The sequence below is a fragment of the Streptomyces sp. NPDC018031 genome (assembly GCF_044327625.1).
Classification (GTDB): domain Bacteria; phylum Actinomycetota; class Actinomycetes; order Streptomycetales; family Streptomycetaceae; genus Streptomyces.
The window spans coordinates 506,019-524,866 of record NZ_JBIRFT010000002.1 but is presented as its reverse complement, the minus strand read 5'-3'; the positions used below and the strand labels follow the sequence as shown (position 1 = coordinate 524,866).

Annotated in this window: 17 protein-coding genes; 10 read left to right on the top strand and 7 right to left on the bottom strand. The window is 73.4% G+C overall.

Annotated elements, in window-relative coordinates:
• Positions 1-23: 23 nt before the first annotated feature.
• Positions 24-935 (top strand): cation diffusion facilitator family transporter, encoded by a 912-nt coding sequence (locus tag ACH4B3_RS08610; protein WP_398462006.1) that lies wholly within the window; start codon positions 24-26, stop codon positions 933-935.
• 75 nt (positions 936-1,010) lie between these two features.
• A complete protein-coding gene (idi, locus tag ACH4B3_RS08605) occupies positions 1,011-1,628 on the top strand; it encodes an isopentenyl-diphosphate Delta-isomerase (RefSeq protein ID WP_398462005.1) in 618 nt (205 codons plus the stop codon).
• Here the strand turns inward: idi and ACH4B3_RS08600 are convergent.
• The gene (locus ACH4B3_RS08600) at positions 1,603-2,163 is read right to left on the bottom strand and encodes an ATP-binding protein (RefSeq protein WP_398462004.1); all 561 of its coding nucleotides are present in this window, start codon (positions 2,161-2,163) and stop codon (positions 1,603-1,605) included. The genes idi and ACH4B3_RS08600 overlap by 26 nt on opposite strands.
• A 279-nt stretch (positions 2,164-2,442) precedes the next feature.
• Between ACH4B3_RS08600 and ACH4B3_RS08595 the strand changes: the two genes are divergently transcribed.
• The 4 genes from ACH4B3_RS08595 (at position 2,443) to ACH4B3_RS08580 (ending at position 7,030) form a co-directional block, all read left to right on the top strand.
• Positions 2,443-3,231 (top strand): enoyl-CoA hydratase/isomerase family protein, encoded by a 789-nt coding sequence (locus ACH4B3_RS08595; protein ID WP_398462003.1) that lies wholly within the window; start codon positions 2,443-2,445, stop codon positions 3,229-3,231.
• Positions 3,232-3,406: 175 nt separating this feature from the next.
• Complete coding sequence (locus ACH4B3_RS08590) at positions 3,407-4,270, top strand: hypothetical protein (RefSeq protein WP_398462002.1); 864 nt, start codon at positions 3,407-3,409, stop codon at positions 4,268-4,270.
• A 119-nt stretch (positions 4,271-4,389) separates the two neighbouring features.
• Positions 4,390-4,509 carry an LPFR motif small protein gene (locus ACH4B3_RS08585; RefSeq protein ID WP_398462001.1) on the top strand — a complete coding sequence of 40 codons (120 nt, stop codon included), beginning with the start codon at positions 4,390-4,392 and terminating at the stop codon, positions 4,507-4,509.
• Positions 4,510-4,606: 97 nt separating this feature from the next.
• Complete coding sequence (locus tag ACH4B3_RS08580; protein WP_398462328.1) at positions 4,607-7,030, top strand: Tex family protein; 2,424 nt, start codon at positions 4,607-4,609, stop codon at positions 7,028-7,030.
• 181 nt (positions 7,031-7,211) lie between these two features.
• On the opposite strand, the gene ACH4B3_RS08575 is transcribed toward ACH4B3_RS08580, so the two are convergent.
• From ACH4B3_RS08575 to ACH4B3_RS08565, 3 genes are all read right to left on the bottom strand, one after another.
• Complete coding sequence (locus tag ACH4B3_RS08575; protein WP_398462000.1) at positions 7,212-7,448, bottom strand: hypothetical protein; 237 nt, start codon at positions 7,446-7,448, stop codon at positions 7,212-7,214.
• A complete protein-coding gene (locus ACH4B3_RS08570; protein WP_398461999.1) occupies positions 7,429-7,557 on the bottom strand; it encodes a hypothetical protein in 129 nt (42 codons plus the stop codon). The genes ACH4B3_RS08575 and ACH4B3_RS08570 overlap by 20 nt, the downstream gene beginning before the upstream one ends.
• Positions 7,558-7,753: 196 nt before the next feature.
• The gene (locus ACH4B3_RS08565; protein WP_398461998.1) at positions 7,754-8,203 is read right to left on the bottom strand and encodes a hypothetical protein; all 450 of its coding nucleotides are present in this window, start codon (positions 8,201-8,203) and stop codon (positions 7,754-7,756) included.
• 126 nt (positions 8,204-8,329) lie between these two features.
• Between ACH4B3_RS08565 and ACH4B3_RS08560 the strand changes: the two genes are divergently transcribed.
• The gene (locus ACH4B3_RS08560; protein ID WP_398461997.1) at positions 8,330-9,676 is read left to right on the top strand and encodes a hypothetical protein; all 1,347 of its coding nucleotides are present in this window, start codon (positions 8,330-8,332) and stop codon (positions 9,674-9,676) included.
• Between the two features lie 129 nt (positions 9,677-9,805).
• Here the strand turns inward: ACH4B3_RS08560 and ACH4B3_RS08555 are convergent, their stop codons facing one another.
• Positions 9,806-11,443 (bottom strand): ABC-F family ATP-binding cassette domain-containing protein, encoded by a 1,638-nt coding sequence (locus ACH4B3_RS08555; protein ID WP_398461996.1) that lies wholly within the window; start codon positions 11,441-11,443, stop codon positions 9,806-9,808.
• A gap of 156 nt (positions 11,444-11,599) precedes the next feature.
• On the opposite strand from ACH4B3_RS08555, the gene ACH4B3_RS08550 reads away from it, so the two are divergent.
• Positions 11,600-12,634: an FAD-dependent oxidoreductase gene (locus tag ACH4B3_RS08550; RefSeq protein ID WP_398461995.1), complete on the top strand. Its 1,035-nt coding sequence runs from the start codon at positions 11,600-11,602 to the stop codon at positions 12,632-12,634.
• A 117-nt stretch (positions 12,635-12,751) separates the two neighbouring features.
• Here ACH4B3_RS08550 and ACH4B3_RS08545 read toward each other — a convergent pair whose 3' ends face one another.
• Positions 12,752-14,425, bottom strand: a complete 1,674-nt coding sequence (locus tag ACH4B3_RS08545; RefSeq protein WP_398462327.1) for a BCCT family transporter — start codon at positions 14,423-14,425, stop codon at positions 12,752-12,754.
• 206 nt (positions 14,426-14,631) lie between these two features.
• Positions 14,632-15,963, bottom strand: a complete 1,332-nt coding sequence (locus tag ACH4B3_RS08540; protein ID WP_398461994.1) for a M14 family metallocarboxypeptidase — start codon at positions 15,961-15,963, stop codon at positions 14,632-14,634.
• Between the two features lie 250 nt (positions 15,964-16,213).
• On the opposite strand from ACH4B3_RS08540, the gene ACH4B3_RS08535 reads away from it, so the two are divergent.
• Complete coding sequence (locus ACH4B3_RS08535; protein WP_398461993.1) at positions 16,214-17,734, top strand: M1 family metallopeptidase; 1,521 nt, start codon at positions 16,214-16,216, stop codon at positions 17,732-17,734.
• A gap of 386 nt (positions 17,735-18,120) precedes the next feature.
• Positions 18,121-18,825 carry a MerR family transcriptional regulator gene (locus ACH4B3_RS08530; protein ID WP_398461992.1) on the top strand — a complete coding sequence of 235 codons (705 nt, stop codon included), beginning with the start codon at positions 18,121-18,123 and terminating at the stop codon, positions 18,823-18,825.
• The last annotated feature ends 23 nt before the right edge of the window (positions 18,826-18,848 follow it).

Sequence of the window (18,848 nt, the reverse complement as noted above, 5' to 3'; positions counted from 1 at the left end):
GGTGACGTGCGGGAGGAGCATCCATGGGCGCTGGCCACGGCCACGGCACCGCGGCGGGCGCGCACCGGTGGCGGCTGGCGTGCGCGCTGGCGATCACGCTGGTGGTGACCGCGCTGGAAATCACCGGCGGTCTGCTGGCCGGCTCACTGGCGCTGCTGGCCGACGCCGGTCACATGGCGACGGACGCGGTGGGTCTGGCCATGGCGCTGCTGGCGATCCACTTCGCCAACCGGCCGCCGAGTCCGCAGCGCACCTACGGGCTGGCCCGGGCGGAGATCCTGGCCGCCCTGGGGAACTGCCTGCTGCTGTTCGGGGTGGGCGGTTACGTCCTCGTGGAGGCGGTGCGCCGGTTCGTCTCCCCCACCGGCACCGAGGGGGCGCTCACCGTGGTGTTCGGTGTGATCGGCCTGGCGGCGAACGCGGTGTCGCTGGCGCTGCTGATGCCCGGGCAGCGGGAGAGCCTCAACGTCCGGGGGGCCTTCCTGGAGGTGCTGGCGGACGCGCTGGGCTCGGTGGCGGTGATCGTCTCGGCGGTGGTGGTGCTCGCCACCGGCTGGGCGGGCGCCGACCCGCTGGCCTCGCTGGTGATCGCGCTGATGATCGTGCCGCGGGCCTGGCGGCTGCTGCGCGAGACGCTCGAGGTGCTGCTGGAGGCGGCACCGCGGGATGTGGACATCACCGAGGTACGGGCCCACATCCTGGCCGTCGAGGGCGTCCGGGACGTGCACGACCTGCACGTGTGGACCATCACCTCGGGGCTGCGGGTGCTCTCCGCCCATGTGGTGGTCGACGCGGCGGCGCTGGACGCGGTGGGACACGAGCGGATGCTGCACGAGTTGCAGGGCTGCCTCGGTGAACATTTCGCCGTCGGGCACAGCACATTCCAGCTGGAGCCCGGCGGACACGCCGAGCACGAGGCGCGACCCTGCCCGTGACGCAGCGTCGCCCCGTGGTCGCGCCGTGGAATGTGCGCAAGACTTGAGGGCCCCGGACCGACAACGAGGATGGTCATGCCGATCACACCTGCCGATGGCCGTACGGCCGACCCCGCCGCCGACACGGCCTCCGCGCCGATCGGGTCCCCGGACCCGATCATGCTCGAACTGGTCGACGAGGAAGGCAGGACGATCGGCACGGCGGAGAAGCTCTCCGCGCACCGGGCCCCGGGGCGGCTGCACCGGGCGTTCTCGGTCTTCCTCTTCGACGGCCGGGGCCGGCTGCTGCTGCAGCGCCGGGCGCTGGGCAAGTACCACTCCCCCGGTGTGTGGTCGAACACCTGCTGCGGCCACCCCTACCCGGGCGAGCCGCCGTTCGCGGCGGCCGCCCGGCGCACCGGGGAGGAGCTGGGGCTGGGCCCGGTGCTGCTGCGCGAGGCCGGCCGGGTCAGGTACAACCACCCCGATCCGGCGTCCGGCCTGGTGGAGCAGGAGTACAACCACCTCTTCGCCGGGCTGGTGGAGGCCGAGCCGCGGCCGGATCCGGCGGAGATCGCGGAGACGGCGTTCGTCACGCCGGCCGAGCTGGACGCGCTGCGCGGGTCGGCCCCGTTCTCGGCGTGGTTCATGACCGTGCTGGACGCGGCCCGGCCGGGGATCCGGGAGGTCACCGGGGCCGGCGCGGGCTGGTGACCGGGGCCGTCACCGGTCCGGCGGGCGGCGCCGCGCCGGTGCCGCCCGCCGGAGCGAGCGGCAGGACGGCCCAGACCGCCTTGCCGCCGCCGGCGACGTGGCTCACGTCGTGGGTGCCGCCCGCCTCCTCGGCGACGGCCTGCACCAGCAGCAGCCCGCGCCCGCCGGTGCGGCTCTGGTCGGCCTCCAGGGCCTTGGGCCGGTAGGGGTGGTCGTCCTCGACGGCCACCCGGATCCAGCCGCCGCCGACGGACAGCTCCACGGTGATCTCCGGGGAGAGCACGGCGGCGTGCCGCACCGCGTTGGTGACCAGCTCGGAGACGATCAGCAGCAGGCTCTGCACCAGGTCCTCGGTGACCGGAACCCGCCGGTGCGCCAGCAGCTGCCGCACCGTGTGCCGGGCCCGGGGCACGGAGGAGTCCAGCGCGGGGGCGGTGAAACGCCACACCCCCTCGTACCCGGGCCCCTCGTACCCGGGCGTCACGCGGGGCGCCGCCGGCCCGCGGTCCGGCGGGGTGCTCCCGAGGATCTCCATGTCCGATACCCGCCCTCCCCCAGCTACCGCTGGGCGGTGCCCCCAGCCGCTCGTCACTGACGACGAGTGTTGAGAATCACAGGGGCGCGCCCGAGGAACTGAACATAAGTCAGCTACTATCGATGACTTTTGACCATTTTTGCTGCCATCTGCCAGATGAATGACGGAAGTCGACCGCCTTCTCCGCGGTTCTCGGCCCGGGCACCGGCGCCCCGGTGACGTCGCGTGACCGGGCACGCCCCGCCGGACCGCGCCGGACCGCCGGATACGATCCGCGCCATGGAGCCCTTGGAGCCGGCCGCCGGGCCGCAGCCCGGTCTGGAGCACGACATCACCGGCGGCGTGGCGACCGTCGTCATCCGCAACCCGGCCAAGCGCAACGCGATGACCGCCGGGATGTGGCGCGAACTGCCCGTCCTGCTGGACCGCTGGGCCGCCGACCCCGCGGTCCGCGCGGTGGTCCTCACCGGCGCCGGGGACACCTTCTGCGCGGGCGCCGACATCGCCACCCTGACCGGGACCGACGAGGACTCCAAGGGGCTGGCGGTCGCCGCCGAGGACGCCCTCGCCGCCTTCCCCAAGCCGACCCTGGCCGCCATCCGCGGATACTGCGTGGGCGGCGGCTGCCAGTTGGCGGCCGCCTGCGACCTGCGGTTCGCCGAGGAAGGCAGCCGGTTCGGCGTCACCCCGGCCCGGCTCGGCGTCGTCTACTCGCCGTCCTCGACCCGCCGGCTGGTGGAACTGGTCGGCCCCGCCACCACCAAGTACCTCCTGTTCTCGGCCGAGTTGATCGACTCCGAGCGGGCACTGCGCACCGGCCTCGTCGACGAGGTGCTGCCGGCGGGCGCGCTGGACGGGCGGGTCGCCGAGTTCACCTCGGTGCTGGCCTCGCGGTCGGCGCTCACCCAGGCCGCGGCCAAGGAGTTCGCGGCCGGTCCGGCCGCCGCCGACCGGGTGGCCCACTGGGCCGAGCAGGCGCGCGGCAGCGATGACGAGGCGGAGGGCGTGGCCGCGTTCCTCCAGCGCCGCCCGCCGCGGTTCAGCTGGGCCCCGCCGGCGCCGCGCTGACCCGCTCGCGGGCCCGGCCGCCGGACCCGCGACGCCGCCCCGCACACCCCGGCCGCCCACCGTTCACCGGACCGCCGGTTCCCCGCGGCAGCCGGGCCATCCAGGCATACTCAGCGGTCGCTCAGCTGCCCGCCGGCCCTTCCCGGCCCCCTTACCTCCGAGTAGCGTGCGCGCCATGACGACACTGCCCGAACGTTCCGCACGCCACTGCCAGAGCGTCCTCAACCCGCTCCACTCGGCCATCTACTTCACCCCCGACTACCATCAGGAGGTGTCGAAGCTCGGCGTGGAGGACCGGATGGCCTCCTACTTCGTCAGCCGCTCCGCGGCCCTCGGCCGGGTCGGGGCGGGCACCGTGACCGCCACCTTCTTCAACTTCAAGTACGAGCAGGTGGCCCGGCACATACCCGCCGTGTGGGAAGTGATCACACCGCGCGAGGCGCTCGACGCCAGGCTGCGCGCTGCGGACTCGATGCTGCGGCGGCTGCTGGGCGAGGAGGCGATCGGCTCCCCCGCGATGGCCGAGGCGGCAAAGCTGGCGCTGCGCGCGACCGAGGCGTGTTCCAGGGCGGCCCGGCCGCTGTACGCGGCGCACGCCGACCTCCCGGTGCCCGACGCCCCGCACCTGGCGCTCTGGCACGCCGCCACGCTGCTGCGGGAGCACCGCGGCGACAGCCATCTGGCGGTCCTGCTGGACGCCGGCCTGGACCCGGTCGAGGCCCTCGCCAGCCACACCGCCAGCGGGCGCGGCATGTCGCCGAAGTGGGTGCTGGCGACCCGCGGCTGGTCGGCGGAGGAGTGGGCGGCGGCCCACGACCGGCTGCGCGACCGGGGACTGCTGGACGAGGCCGGCGAGCTGACCGAGGCGGGCACCGCGCTGCGCAAGGACCTGGAGGCCGCCACCGACCGGCTCGACCTGGCCCCCTACGCCCACCTGGGTGCGGACGGCGTGGCCCGGCTCACCGAGCTGGCCGGGGCGTTCACCGCCAAGGCGGCCGAGGGCGGCGCGTTCCCCGCGGACCTCCTCGGCAAGCGTTGACCGGCACCGCCGTCCGGGCGGCGGGCGCGGGACGGCACCGGGCGTCGGACCGGCCGGGTTTGCGGCCTCCGGGCGCGGTCACCCGAGGGAGGGAGACCCGTTCCGACCCAGGAGGCATCATGTTCCGCGCCATCGCCGACGTGCTGCGGCAGATCGGCAGCACCCTCGCGAGCGTCGTCACCCTCCCCTTCCGCGCCCTGGCCCGGCTCTTCGGCGGGGCCTCCCGGGCAGGCCGGTGACCCGGCGTCGGCACGTCCGACCCGGCACCGCCGTCCCGTCCGCGCCACCTGCCACAATGCAGACGCAACCGGACAGGACGACAGGAAGCCGAGCGTGATCGTGACGACGACGTCCATCGAAGGCAGGATCGCCGAGGAGATCGGCGTACGGGAGCGGCAGGTCAGGGCCGCCGTCGAGCTGCTCGACGGCGGCTCGACCGTGCCGTTCATCGCGCGCTACCGCAAGGAGGCGACCGAGACGCTCGACGACGCCCAGCTGCGCACGATCGAGGAGCGGCTGCGTTACCTGCGGGAGCTGGAGGAGCGCCGGACCGCGATCCTGGAGTCGGTCCGGTCGCAGGGCAAGCTGGACGACGCGCTGCGGGCCCAGATCCTCGCCGCCGACTCCAAGGCGCGGCTGGAGGACATCTACCTGCCCTTCAAGCCCAAGCGGCGCACCAAGGCGCAGATCGCACGGGAGGCCGGTCTGGAGCCGCTGGCCGACGGGCTGCTCGGCGACCCCTCGGTGGAACCCCTCGCGGCCGCCGCGGCCTTCGTCGACGCGGACCGGAACGTCCCGGACCCGGCGGCGGCCCTGGAAGGCGCCCGGGCCATCCTCACCGAGCGGTTCGGGGAGGACGCGGACCTCATCGGCGAGCTGCGCGAACGGATGTGGCAGCGCGGCCGCCTGGCCACCCGGGTGCGGGCGGGCAAGGAGGAGGCGGGCGCGAAGTTCGCCGACTACTTCGACTTCTCCGAACCGTTCACCGAGCTGCCCTCGCACCGGGTGCTGGCCATGCTCCGCGGCGAGAAGGAAGAGGTCCTGGACCTCACCCTGGAGCCGGAGCCGGCGCCCTCCGCGCCGGATCCGGGCGAGGCCGGAGCGTCCGGGCAGCCCGGCGGCCCGTCCTCCTACGAGCCGATCATCGCCCACCGCTTCGGCATCGCCGACCGCGGCCGGCCCGGCGACAAGTGGCTGGCCGACACCGTGCGCTGGGCCTGGCGCACCCGCATCCTGGTCCACCTCGGCATCGACCTGCGGCTGCGGCTGCGGACCGCCGCCGAGGACGAGGCGGTCCGCGTGTTCGCCGCCAACCTCCGCGATCTGCTGCTCGCCGCGCCCGCGGGCACCCGCGCCACGCTGGGGCTGGACCCGGGGTTCCGCACCGGGGTGAAGGTGGCCGTGGTGGACGGCACCGGCAAGGTCGTCGCCACCGACACGATCTATCCGCACGTCCCGCAGAACAAGTGGGACGAGTCGCTGGCGAAGCTGGCCCGGCTGGCCCGCGAGCACGCGGTGGAGCTGGTGGCCATCGGCAACGGCACGGCGTCCCGGGAGACCGACCGGCTCGCCGCCGAACTCTGCGCCCGGCACCCGGAGCTGAAGCTCACCAAGGTGGTGGTCTCCGAGGCCGGGGCGTCGGTGTACTCGGCGTCCGCCTTCGCCTCCCAGGAACTGCCCGGTCTGGACGTCTCGCTGCGCGGCGCGGTCTCCATCGCCCGCCGCCTCCAGGACCCGCTCGCCGAGCTGGTGAAGATCGACCCCAAGTCGATCGGCGTCGGCCAGTACCAGCACGACCTGTCCGAGGTGAAGCTGTCCCGCTCCCTCGACGCCGTGGTCGAGGACTGCGTCAACGGCGTGGGCGTGGACGTCAACACCGCGTCCGCACCGCTGCTGGCCCGGGTCTCCGGCATCGGCGCCGGGCTGGCCGAGAACATCGTGGCGCACCGCGACGCCAACGGGCCGTTCCGGTCGCGGAAGTCGCTCAAGGACGTCTCGCGGCTGGGCCCCAAGGCGTACGAGCAGTGCGCGGGCTTCCTCCGCATCCGCGGCGGCGACGACCCGCTGGACGCCTCCAGCGTGCACCCGGAGTCATACCCGGTGGTGCGGGCGATGGTGAAGTCGGTGGGCGGCGAGGTCGCCTCGCTGATCGGCAACAGCGGTGCGCTGCGCACCCTGCGCCCGGCCGACTTCGTCAACGACACCGTCGGCCTGCCGACCGTCACCGACATCCTGCGCGAACTGGAGAAGCCGGGCCGCGACCCGCGGCCGGCCTTCCGGACCGCCACCTTCAAGGAGGGCGTGGAGAAGCTCGGCGACCTGGAGCCGGGCATGGTGCTGGAAGGAGTGGTCACCAACGTGGCGGCGTTCGGCGCGTTCGTGGACGTCGGTGTCCACCAGGACGGCCTGGTGCACGTCTCGGCGATGTCCCGGACCTTCGTGAAGGACCCGCGCGACGTGGTGAAGCCGGGCGACATCGTCAAGGTGAAGGTCATGGAAGTGGACATCCCACGCAAGCGGATCTCCCTGACACTGCGGCTGGACGACGAGGCGCAGCCGGGCACGGGCGGCCGGGGCGGCGACCGCGCGGGCCGGGGCGAGCGCGGCGACCGGGCCGGGCAGGGCGGCGGCGCGCGGCGCGGCGCCCCGCAGCAGCGGCGCGGCAACGGCGCCGGCCGGGAGCAGCGCGGCGGCGGCCGGGACGCCGCACCGGCGAGCGGTGCGATGGCGGACGCGCTGCGCAGGGCCGGCCTGCTCTAGGCGCCGCCCGCGTCGGCTGCCCCACCACGGTCCTCGCCTCGCCCGGCCGGGCGAGGCGAGGATCCCCCGGAACCCGTCGCACCCGCTCGCCTCGCCCGGTCCGGTCCGGCGCCCGCCCCCGTCCAGGGGGCACACGCGGGTTCGACGGGCCGCTCCCGGGCGGGAGCGGGGGCCAGGCGGGTCAGCGGCGAGGGACCGGTGCCTGACGCTTGACGTCCACTCCGACGTAGTCGCCGATGGTGCATGACGTGCCGTCGGCGAAGACGAAGTGCTTGCCGCCGTTCGTGGTGAACATGTTCCGCAACTCCCGGAAACGGCCTCTCCATTTCAGCAGGTCGGTCCGCCGCACCTGCCGAGCGGCCACCGTTCGCACCTCGTACCCGGCACTGCCCAGCGGGTCACCGGTAGGGATCGGCATACCAGAACCCCCAGACGACCAGAACCGGCACCGCAACGCACAGCACCCAGAACACCCCGGCGCGCAGCACGCGGAACGCGAACAGGGCGCGGCTCCGTAAGAAGTCCATCTGGCTCTCTCCCGTCACCACCATCTGACCGGTGTCTTCCTTCCTCCATGGCATTCGGGGCACGGAACGGTGCGCTGCCCCTCGCACGCCTCGCAGCCCGCGAATCCGGCGCAGTCGGGGCACCACACACGGGTGTGACCCGCACACCAGCCGCAGTGGGCCACGGGCCGGTCCCGCGGTTCGCGGGGTGGTTCGCTCATCGCCTGCGGGTCACCAGCCGGACCTGGTGGCGGTTGGCCGCGATCCGGTATTCGAGGCGTTCACGTTCGGTGGAGTCCCGGTAGACCGTGGTGTCCCACGGTTCGCCGCCGTCGGCGGGCGCCAGCGTCAGTGAGCCTCTTTCGCTGTCCCAGCCGACCACCTTCCCGACCTGCATCGTGCGGGTGTCGGTCACCAGGACTCCGGGAGCGGGCACCGGACGGGGCCGATGTCCTTCCGACTCCAGCCCCTTGACGATCAGTTCGGCGAGCCGGCGCGTGTCCGCGACGGTCGCGCCGCCCAGTTCGATCCGGAACGCGGGGGACGGGTAGGCGATGCTGCGCGCGGACGCCAGATACGGCAGTTCGACACCCGCGGTGGCCACCGCGCGCCGTATCTGCGCCTCGGCTGCCCTGGCTTCGCACACAGCGTCTTCCCACGTGGCCATGGGCCCCTCCCTGAGTGGGTGATCCGTCCTCGCACTAGGCAACCGTGTGACTACGGGGAGCGGTACGGTGTCAGTGGGGGCGGTTTTAAAACGCGTAAAACGGTGATCGGCCGGGGAGTTGAGACCATGGCGCAGCGCGAACCGAACGCGGCGCTGGAGCGGCTGTACCGCGAGACCGGTTGGACGTTGCGGCAGTTCGCGCAGCAGGTGAACCGGATCGGGACGGAGTGCGGGACACCGACGAACTACAGTCCGCAGACCGCGCGAGCATGGCTCAAGGGGCACGTGCCGGGCGGGGACGCACGCCTGTTGATCGTGGAAGCCCTCTCCCGCAAGCTGCAACGCCCGATCACTCGCGCCGACGCCGGCCTACCCTCGTCTACTGATCAAGGCGAACAGCTCGCAGACTTGGTGACCCGGCTACTGGAACTCGGAGAGGCAGACATGCACCCGACTCGCAGAAGCATGCTGAACGCAGGGCTCTATTCAGCCGCCCTCGCAGTTCCTGCCTTCCGGGACTTCGTTTCCGACGGAGCCTCGGGACGTAAGGAAACGCAGAATGCGCATCGCATCGGTGTGGGCGACGTGGCAACAGTCCGTACGACCACCAGCCGGATCGCCGATCTCCTGGACGAGATGGGCGGCGGTATCGCGCGGCCGATGGCGGCGGCGTTCCTGGTCAACACCGTGGGCCCGTACCTCAGGGCGTCGGCCACCGAGAAAGTTCGCCAGGGCATGCTGTCCGCCGCTTCCGACCTTGTGTACCTCACGGGCTGGATGGCGATGTACGAGCGCGAGCACGGACTGGGACAGCGGTATTACCTCAAAGCGCTCGGCCTGGCAGGGGAAGCGAACGACAAAGTCACTTACTGCCGCACTCTCCGTGGCATGTCGCTGCAAGCATCCAATCTGCGATACGGCCGGAAATCCCTTGAATTAGCCGACTCCGCGGCGGAGGCAGCGCCGGCCGCGGGCCCTCGCCTCCTCGCGTTCCTGCGTGGGCAGCAGGCACACGCCGCATCTCTGGTCGGTGACCGTCACCAGGCATGGACACGACTTCGCGAAGCCGAATCGGCCCTGTCCAAGGCGGATTCACGCCGTGAGTCACTCGGCGGCTACGACGCCAGCGCGTACAAGTTCCACGTCTCTCACGTGCTCTATGAGTTCGGGGACTTGCCGGGCTCGATCAAGGCGATGCAGGACTGCTTGAAACTCCAGCCCACGCAGGAACGGCAGGGGCGCATACACTCACATGCGCTGCTCGCCCAACGGCAACTTGAGCTCGGCCATCTGGAAGAGTCCTGCAAGACATGGCACGCCTTCCTTGATGACTACTCGTCCGTCACCACCGCGCGCGGGGACGAGCACCTGGCGACTCTGCGTACGCGCATCGCCCCGTACCTCCGCAACCGGGAAGCCGGCGCCCTCGACGAGCGAGCCCGTGAAATCGGGTTGGCCAAGCGCGTGAGGTAGTCGGCGCCGCAACGCCCCCTGCACACACATACCGCACCGCCGGCGTCGCCCACGTACCGGGGTGAGGGGCGACGCCCCCCACGAGCAGTCGTGCGGGCGGCCGCGTCGTGAGTCGTCCGCGGCGGTGGGTCAGAGTTCGGTGACGCGGCCGGCCGCGACGGCGATCCGGCGGGTGGTGTGCACCGCCTCCAGCATCCGGCGGTCGTGGGTGACCAGCAGCAGCGTGCCCGGATAGGAGGCGAGCGCCGACTCCAGCTGCTCGATGGCGGGCAGGTCCAGGTGGTTGGTGGGCTCGTCCAGCACCAGCAGGTTGACCCCTCTGGCCTGGAGGAGCGCGAGCGCGGCGCGGGTGCGTTCCCCGGGGGAGAGGGTGGCGGCGGACCGCAGCACGTGGTCGGACTTCAGGCCGTACTTCGCGAGCAGTGTCCGCACCTCGGCGGGCTCCAGCTCGGGGGTCGCCGAGCCGAAGGCGTCCAGCAGCGACTCGCCGCCGAAGAACAGCGCCCTGGCCTGGTCGACCTCGCCGACCACCACGCCGGGGCCGAGCGAGGCGGCACCGGCGTCCAGCGGGAGGCGGCCGAGCAGCGCGGCCAGCAGGGTGGACTTTCCGGAGCCGTTGGCCCCGGTGATGGCGACCCGGTCCGCCCAGTCGATCTGGAGGTCCACCGGGCCGAAACGGAAGTCGCCGCGCCGCAGTTCGGCACCGCGCAGGGTGGCCACCACCGCGCCGGACCGCGGCGCCGCGGCGATCTCCATGCGCAGTTCCCACTCCTTGCGCGGTTCCTCGACCACCTCCAGGCGCTCGATGAGCCGATCGGTCTGCCGGGCCTTGGCGGCCTGCTTCTCGGTGGCCTCGACCCGCGCGTTGCGACCGATCTTGTCGTTGTCGGGCGCCTTGCGGCGCGCGTTCTTGACGCCCTTCTCCATCCAGGCGCGCTGGGTGCGGGCGCGGGCCTGGAGCGCCGACCGGGTCTCGGCGTACTCCTCGTAGCGTTCCCGGGCGTGGCGGCGGGCGGTCTCCCGCTCCTCCAGGTAGGCGGTGTACCCGCCGCCGAAGAGGGTCACCTGCTGCTGGGCGAGGTCGAGTTCGAGGACCTTGTGCACGGTGCGGGCGAGGAACTCGCGGTCGTGGCTGACCAGTACGGTGCCGGCCCGCAGCCCGGTGACGAAGTCCTCCAGGGTGCGCAGCCCGTCCAGGTCCAGGTCGTTGGTGGGCTCGTCCAGCAGGAACACGTCGTACCGGCTGAGCAGCAGGGAGGCGAGCGAGGCGCGCGCCGCCTGGCCGCCGGAGAGCGCGGTCATCGGCCGGTCCAGGCCGGTGTCCAGGCCGAGCGAGGCGGTCACCTCCTCCGCCCGCTCCTCCAGGTCGGCGGCGCCCAGCGACAGCCAGCGCTCCAGGGCGACGGCGTACGCGTCGTCGGCGCCGGGCCGCCCGTCGGCGAGCGCCTGGGTGGTGGCGTCCAGCTCGGCCTGGGCGGCGGCGACCCCGGTGCGGCGGGCCAGGAAGCCGCGCACGGTCTCCCCGGGCCTGCGCTCGGGCTCCTGCGGGAGGTGTCCGACGGTCGCGTGCGGCGGGCTGATGCCGATGGTGCCGCGCTCGGGGTCGGCGAGGCCCGCCAGCAGCCTCAGCAACGTGGACTTGCCGGCACCGTTGGCGCCGACCAGTCCGATGACCTCACCCGGGGCGATGACCAGGTCGAGCCCGGAGAACAGGGTGCGGTCGCCGTGGCCGGCGGCGAGGTCCTTGGCTACGAGTGTGGCAGTCATGAGACCGCCGATCCTAACGGCCCCGGCCCCGCCGCCGCCTTCCGATATCCCCCGGGCACGCGGCCGCCGGTGCTCCCCCGGTGGCCGGCCGGGCCGCCCGCTTCCCTGGGTCCCGCCCGCTTCCGCGGGGCCGGTGGTGCCGATTAGCCTCCGGCCATGGCGAGCGATGTGATCGTGGTCGGCGGCGGGGTGATCGGACTGACCACCGCCGTGGTGCTGGCGGAGGGCGGGTACGGCGCGCCGGGACGCGGTGGCGCCGGGCCGGCGCGGCGGCCCGGCCGGCGGGTCACCGTGTGGACCCGGGACGCGGCGGCGGACACCACGTCGGCGGTGGCCGGCGGGCTGTGGTGGCCGTACCGCATCGAACCCATGGCGCGGGTCGGCCGCTGGTCGCTGGAGACCCTGCGGGTGCTCACCGCGCTCGCCGGGCGGCAGGACGGCGGTGCCGGACCCGGCGCGGGCCCGGAGGACACCGGTCACCCCGGGGTGCGGCTGGCCACGGGCACCCAGTGCGGGATCCGGCGGGCGGATCTGGGGCCGTGGGCGGCCGAGGTGTCCGGGTTGCGCCCGGCCGGACCCGCCGAGCTGCCCGCGGGGGTGCGCCACGGTGTCCGGGCCCGGGTGCCGCTGGTGGACATGGTGACCCACCTGGACTATCTGCGGCGCCGCCTTAAGGCGTCCGGCGGGGAGGTCGTGGAGCGGCGGGCCGCCTCGCTGCGGGAGGCGGCGGACCATGCGCCGACCGTGGTGAACTGCACCGGCCTGGGGGCCCGGGAGCTGGTGCCCGACCCGCGGGTGCGGCCGGTGCAGGGGCAGTTGGTGATCGTGGAGAACCCGGGTGTCGAGGAGTGGACGGTGTCCGCCGACCACACCTCGGCGGACACCGCGTACCTCATCCCCCAGCCGTACGGGCTGGTGCTCGGCGGCACCGCGCGGGAGGACGTCTGGGAGACCGGCCCGGACCCGGCGACGGCCGAGGCGATCGTGGCCCGCTGCGCGCGGCTCCACCCCGCCGTGGCGAGCGCCCGGGTCCTCGGGCACCGGGTGGGGCTGCGCCCGGCCCGGCCGGCGGTGCGGCTGGCTGCGGAGCGGCTGGGCGGGGCACGGGTGGTGCACAACTACGGGCACGGCGGGGCCGGGGTGACGGTGGCCTGGGGCTGCGCCCGGGAGGCGGCCCGGCTCGCCGGCTGACTCCTCCGGGCTGCCGGGCGCGGCCCGCGGTCCGGTCCGACGGACCCGCCCAGCCGTCCGGTGTCCGGGGTGCGCGCGGCCGGCCCCGGGGCGGACTTCCCCCACGGCCCGCCGGGCTCAGCTCCCGGGCCCGGTGTCCGGCTGGTCGGTGTCCGGGGTGTCGCGGCTGGGGCCGATGCGGATCTCGAAGTCGCCGGCGTACTGGCGGGCGCCGGCGATGACCGCCATCTCCACGGCCTCCTCGCCCAGCTCGCCCCGCATGATCAGCGGGTCGTGCCGCAGGTCGCGCATGAGGGCCACGCACATCGCGACCATGACCAGGCTGAACGGGGCGGCCACCAGGATGGTCAGGTTCTGCAGGCCGGTGAGGGCGTCGCCCCCGCCGCCCCCGATGAGCAGCATCACCGCGGCGACCGCGCCGGTGACGGTGCCCCAGAAGATCACGACCGGGCGGTTGGGTTCGAACGAGCCGCGCTGGGAGAGCGTGCCCATCACGATGGACGCCGCGTCGGCGCCGGAGACGAAGAAGATCCCGACGAGGATCATGACGATGAGGCTCATCAGGGTGGCGGCCGGATACTCCTGGAGGACCCCGAACAGCTGCGCCTCCTGCGTGGTCGCGCCGCCCAGCCGGCCGTCGTCCTGGAGCTGCATGGCGGTGCCGCCGAAGATGGCGAACCACACCAGGCTCACCGTGCTGGGCACCAGGATGACGCCCCCGACGAACTGCCGGATGGTGCGTCCGCGGCTGATCCGGGCGATGAACATGCCGACGAACGGGGTCCAGGAGATCCACCACGCCCAGTAGAAGACCGTCCAGGCGCTCAGCCAGTCGGCCACCCCCTCCCCGCTGCTCGCCTCGGTGCGGGCCACCAGCTGCGGCAGATCGCCGAGGTAGGACCCGACGCTGGTGGGCAGCAGGTCCAGCACCAGGATGGTGGGGCCGACGATGAACAGGAAGAGCGCCAGGATCAGGGCGAGCACCATGTTGATGTTGGACAGCCACTGGATGCCCTTGGCGACGCCGGACACCGCGGAGGCGACGAACGCGGCGGTGAGCACCGCGATCACCGCCACCAGCAGGCCGGTGCCGACGTCGCTCATCCAGTCCAGTTCCTCGATGCCGCTGCCGATCTGCAGGGCGCCCAGCCCGAGGGAGGCGGCCGAGCCGAAGAGGGTGGCGAAGATGGCCAGGATGTCGATGACCCTGCCGCCCCACCCGTTCACGTGCTTCTGCCCCAGCAGCGGGGTGAAGACGGCGCTGATGGTCTGCCGCCGGCCGCGCCGGAAGGTGCTGTAGGCGATGGCCAGGCCCGCCACGGCGTAGATGGACCACGGGTGCAGGGTCCAGTGGAACAGCGTGGTGGCCATCGAGATCTCCATCGCCTCCGCCGGGTCCTGCGGGTCGGTGCCCGGCGGCGGGTCGACGAAGTGCGCCAGGGGCTCGCTGACGCCGAAGAACATCAGGCCGATCCCCATGCCGGCGCTGAACATCATGGCCACCCAGGACACCGTGCGGAACTCGGGCTCCTCGCTCGCCTTGCCGAGCGTGATCCTGCCGTACCGGCTGATGGCCAGCCACAGGGCGAAGATCACGAACCCGGAGGCGGCGAGGACGAAGGCCCAGCCGCCGTTGTGCATCAGCCCGTCCAGCATGGTGCTGGAGGCGTCCTCCAGGGAGTCGGTGGCGAGGGCGCCCCACAGCACGAAGGCGATGGTGAGACAGGCGGAGACGCCGAAGACCAGGTGGTCGGTGCGCGCGGTGTGGGGCCGGTGCGGGGCCCCGGCCATGTCGGCGATGATCGAATGGTGGTGCCGGGCGTCCCCGGGCCCGCCCTCCGCCGGCTGCTCGTCCCCGGGCCCGTCGCCCTCGGCGTCCTTCCCGTACTCCGGCATGCTTCGGCGCCTTTCGCTGGGTCCGCCGGGAACGCTTCGCCGGCTACCCAGTACCCCCTACCACGGCTTCGGCCCCTCCCCGGCGGAGGCGCGAGTGCGGGTCAGCAGGTGGCCGCGGGCTGCCCCGCGATCAGGTGATAAGCGGCTCGGCCGTCCAGCAGCAGCGGGACCAGCCTGCGCAGCGGCTGCCGCAGCGGCACCAGGACGCCGCCGTTCTCGTGCCGCACCGCGACACCGTGCAGCGCGAGTTCGTCGCGCACCCCGGCGTACCCGGCGGCGTCCAGGCGGTAGCCGCACGGCGGGTCGGTGAGCACCTCGTCCCCGGCCGGCGGATCGTTGTCCGCGCCGCCGAGGTACACCGGGCCGGTGCCGGCGCGGCCGGCCCGGCGGGCCCCGGTGGTGGCCGCCTCGATCCGGGCGCGGCGCTCGTCGGCGAAGTCGAACAGTCCGGCGAGCGCGGATTGCTGGGAGGCCACCCGGCGCCGCTGGTTCACGGCCGGGTCGGCGCGCTCGTCGTCGGTCATGGCGTCCACCCGGGTCTCGACCAGGAGTCCGACCGCGCCCTTGACGCCCGCGGTGTTGCGCAGGATGCGTTCCTGGCCGTCACCGGCCACCTGCTTGACGGGCTCCCCGGTGACCGGGTCGGTCCAGATGCCGTAGACGCCGGTGGTGTACCCGTCGGCCGCGGCGGCGGGCCGGACGTAGGACTCGGAGAGGGTGTGCGCCTCGTGGTGCACCCGGTCGTCGGTGTTGAGGTTGCGCGGCCACAGCGCCAGCAGGTCCTTGACGTAGTACGGGGCGGTGGCCCCGTACTCGTGGAGGTCGTACACGGTGTCGGGGCGGTGGTCGCGCAGCACCCGGGCGACGGCCCGTGCCTCGGGGGTGCGCAGGGCGAGGTGGTCGCGGTTGACGTCCACGCCGTCGGCGTTGCCGCGGGTGTCGGCGGCCCGCCCGTCGGGGTTGGCGGTGGGGATGACCAGCACCGTGGTGCGGGCCAGGAAGCGCCGGGTCTGCGGGTCGTCGGCGTAGGCCAGGTCGCGGACGGTGGTCAGGCACGCCTCCCGGCCGGACGGCTCGTCGCCGTGCTGGGAGCAGATCAGCAGCACCGAGTTGCCGCGGGCCACCCGGGCCGGGTCGCGTGGGGCGCCGGGGGCGCCGATGGTGACCAGCCGGACGGGGCGGCCCTGCCCGGTGGTGGCGACGCGCTCGACGGTCACCCGGTCGGTGGCGGCGTCGACGGCGCCGAGGAAGTCGGTCTCCTCGGCCTGGCTGGTCCAGCGGGCGCCGCCGCTGGTCTCGAAGCCGGTGCGGGGCGGCCCGGGGGCTTCGGCCCGGGCGGGCGCGGCGAGCGCGGAGGCGGCCAGCACCGCGCCGGTGACGCCGTACAGCGCGGTCCGGATCCGGGATCTGCGCGGTCTGCTGCCACGGGTCATGACGGGCCCTCCTCGGTCCGGTGTGCGCTGCCGCGGATGGCGGCACGCGGGACGGTAGCGCGCCGGAACTCCCCGTTTGAAGAGGGCGATTGCGGCCTTCCGGGGCGAGACCGGGACGGATGTGTCGCCCTGTGTCGACCGGGTGTCGAACGCATGACAGATGGGACCCGTGTTCGGGATGTTCCGGTATCCGGTGCGTGGAGTCCGCAATGATCGCCCTGACCGTTCCCCACTACGAGTTGGAGGACTCGTGCGTCACAGACTCCTCGTCCCGACCGCGGCCGCGGCCTGCCTGGTGCTGGCGATCCCGGCCTCGGCTGCCGAGCCCACGCCGGGCGCCCCCGGCATCGGGGACTCCTACTACCCGGCCTACGGCAACGGCGGGTACGACGTCTCCCACTACGACCTCCGGCTGAAGTACCAGCCCGACGACGACCGCCTGGAAGGCACCGCGACCATCGTCGCCAGTGCCAAGCAGGACCTGTCGCGCTTCAACCTCGACTTCGCGCTCGACGTCGACTCGGTGCTGGTGGGCGGGAAGAAGGCCGGGTTCAAGACGACCGGAGACCACGAGCTGGAGGTCACCCCGGCCGGCCGGCTGGCCTCCGGCAAGCCCTTCACGGTGGTCGTCCGCTACCACGGCACGCCGTCGGAGGTGCAGGTCGGCGGGTACACCGCCTGGCTGCGCACGCCGGACGGCGGAGTGGTGGCCGGCGAGCCGGAGGGCTCCTGGTGGTGGTACCCCAGCAATGACCACCCGCGCGACAAGGCGACCTTCGACGTGTCGGTGGCGGTGCCCGACGGCACCCAGGCGATCAGCAACGGCACGCTGCAGTCGACCACCTCCCGGCTGGGCTGGACGCGCTACAACTGGCGCTCCAACAAGCCGCAGGCCACCTACCTGGCCACGCTCGCCGTCGGCAGGTTCGACGTCACCACCGACACCACCCCCGGCGGACTGCCGGTGGTCAACGCCTACAGCAAGGACCTGGGCGACGACGCGGGCGCCGCGCGGGCCAGCGTGGAGCGGACCGTGGAGGTCGCCGACTGGCTGACCGAGCTGTACGGCCCGTACCCGTTCAACGCGCTGGGCGGCTACGTGCCCAACGTGCGGACCGGGTACGCGCTGGAGACCCAGACCCGCCCGTTCTACAGCCCCCGGCAGTTCGCCCGGGGCGCGAACGTCTCGGTGGTCGTGCACGAACTGGCGCACCAGTGGTACGGCGACAGCGTCTCGGTGAAGGACTGGCGCGACATCTGGGTCAACGAGGGCTTCGCCCGCTACTCCGAGTGGCTGTGGTCGGAGAAGGAGGGCGAGGGCACCGGGCAGGAGCTGGCGGACTACGTCTACGCCCAGTACCCGGCCGACGACCCGTTCTGGAAGGTGAAGCCGGGTGACCCGGGCGCCGACAACCAGTTCCACCGGGCGGTCTACGACCGGGGCGCGCTGGCCCTCCAGGCGCTGCGCAACGAGATAGGCGACGAGGACTTCTTCGCGGTCCTCAAGCAGTGGCCGAGCGAGTACCGCTACGGAAACGCCTCGGTCGCCGACTTCCGCCGGTTCGCCGAGAAGGTGTCCGGCAAGCCGCTCGCCGAGCTGTTCGACACCTGGCTGTACACCCCGGCCAAGCCCGCCGCCCCGGCGGCGCGGGCGGCGGCCATCGGTGCGCAGAAGGCCCCGGCCCAGCCCCGGTCGTGGAAGAAGATCCAGGCCACGAACACCGTGCACCAGCACGACCACGACGCCCACGGCGCCCGGCACGGCCACTGAGGCCCGCCGCCGGGACGCGGAGTCCCGGTACGGCCTGACCGTCGCCCGCACCGGGTGACCGGACGCCGCCACACGGCCGCCGGTGACCGGACCTCGTCCGGTCACCGGCGGCCGTCACGCGTTCCCGCCCGGGGCCGGCCGTCGCGCGTGCCACGCCCCGGGCCCGGCCGGGGCCGGGGAACCGCGGGTGCCCCCGGGGGCGCGGCCGATCCGCCGGCGGGTGCCGGTGCCGGCACGCGTGGCGGGGGCCCGCGGCCGTGTCCGGACGGACGGGACCGGACGCCGGGACCACGGGGAGCCGCCCCCGGGGGTTTCACACCGATGATGAGACAGCAATACTGTTGAACCCTGAGGGAGCGCAGAGCGGAGAGTGAGGGGCGCGGGCCATGACCACCGAGACCGGGGACACCACACTCACCGTCGACGAGCTCGCGGCACGCGCCGGGGTGACCGTCCGCACCGTGCGTTTCTACAGCACCCGCGGCCTGCTGCCACCCCCCGTGATCGGTCCCCGCCGGGTCGGCCACTACGGACCGGAACACCTGTCCCGGCTGGCCCTGATCGAGGAGCTGCAGCACCACGGCATGACGCTGGCCGCCATCGAACGGTACCTGGGGCAGCTGCCGGCCGACCTCAGCGCGAACGACCTGGCCATCCATCGCGCGCTGGTCGCCTCCTGGGCGCCGGACAGCCCCGAGGACGCCACCCGCGCCCAGCTGGCCCGGCGGGCCGGTCGGGAGCTGACCGACCAGGACATCGACCGGCTGGTGGCGATGAGCATGCTGGAGCGCACCGGGGACCCGGACGTCTTCCGCACCGACCCGGCCATCCTCCACCTCGGGCTGCGGCTGCTCGACGTGCCGATCGCACTGGAGACGATCCTGGCCGCCCACACGGTGGTGCTGGAGCACACCAGGTCGGCGGCGCGGGAGCTGAGCCGGCTCTTCCGCGACGAGGTGTGGGGCGAGGAGAAGGCGGCGATCAAGTCGCTCTCCGCCCATATGCAGCCGCTGGTGGTGCAGGCGCTGGTGATCGCCTTCCAGCGCTCCATGAAGGAGGAGCTGCGGGCCTGGTACGGCGAGAAGGACTGACCGCCGGGCACGGCGCGCGGGCC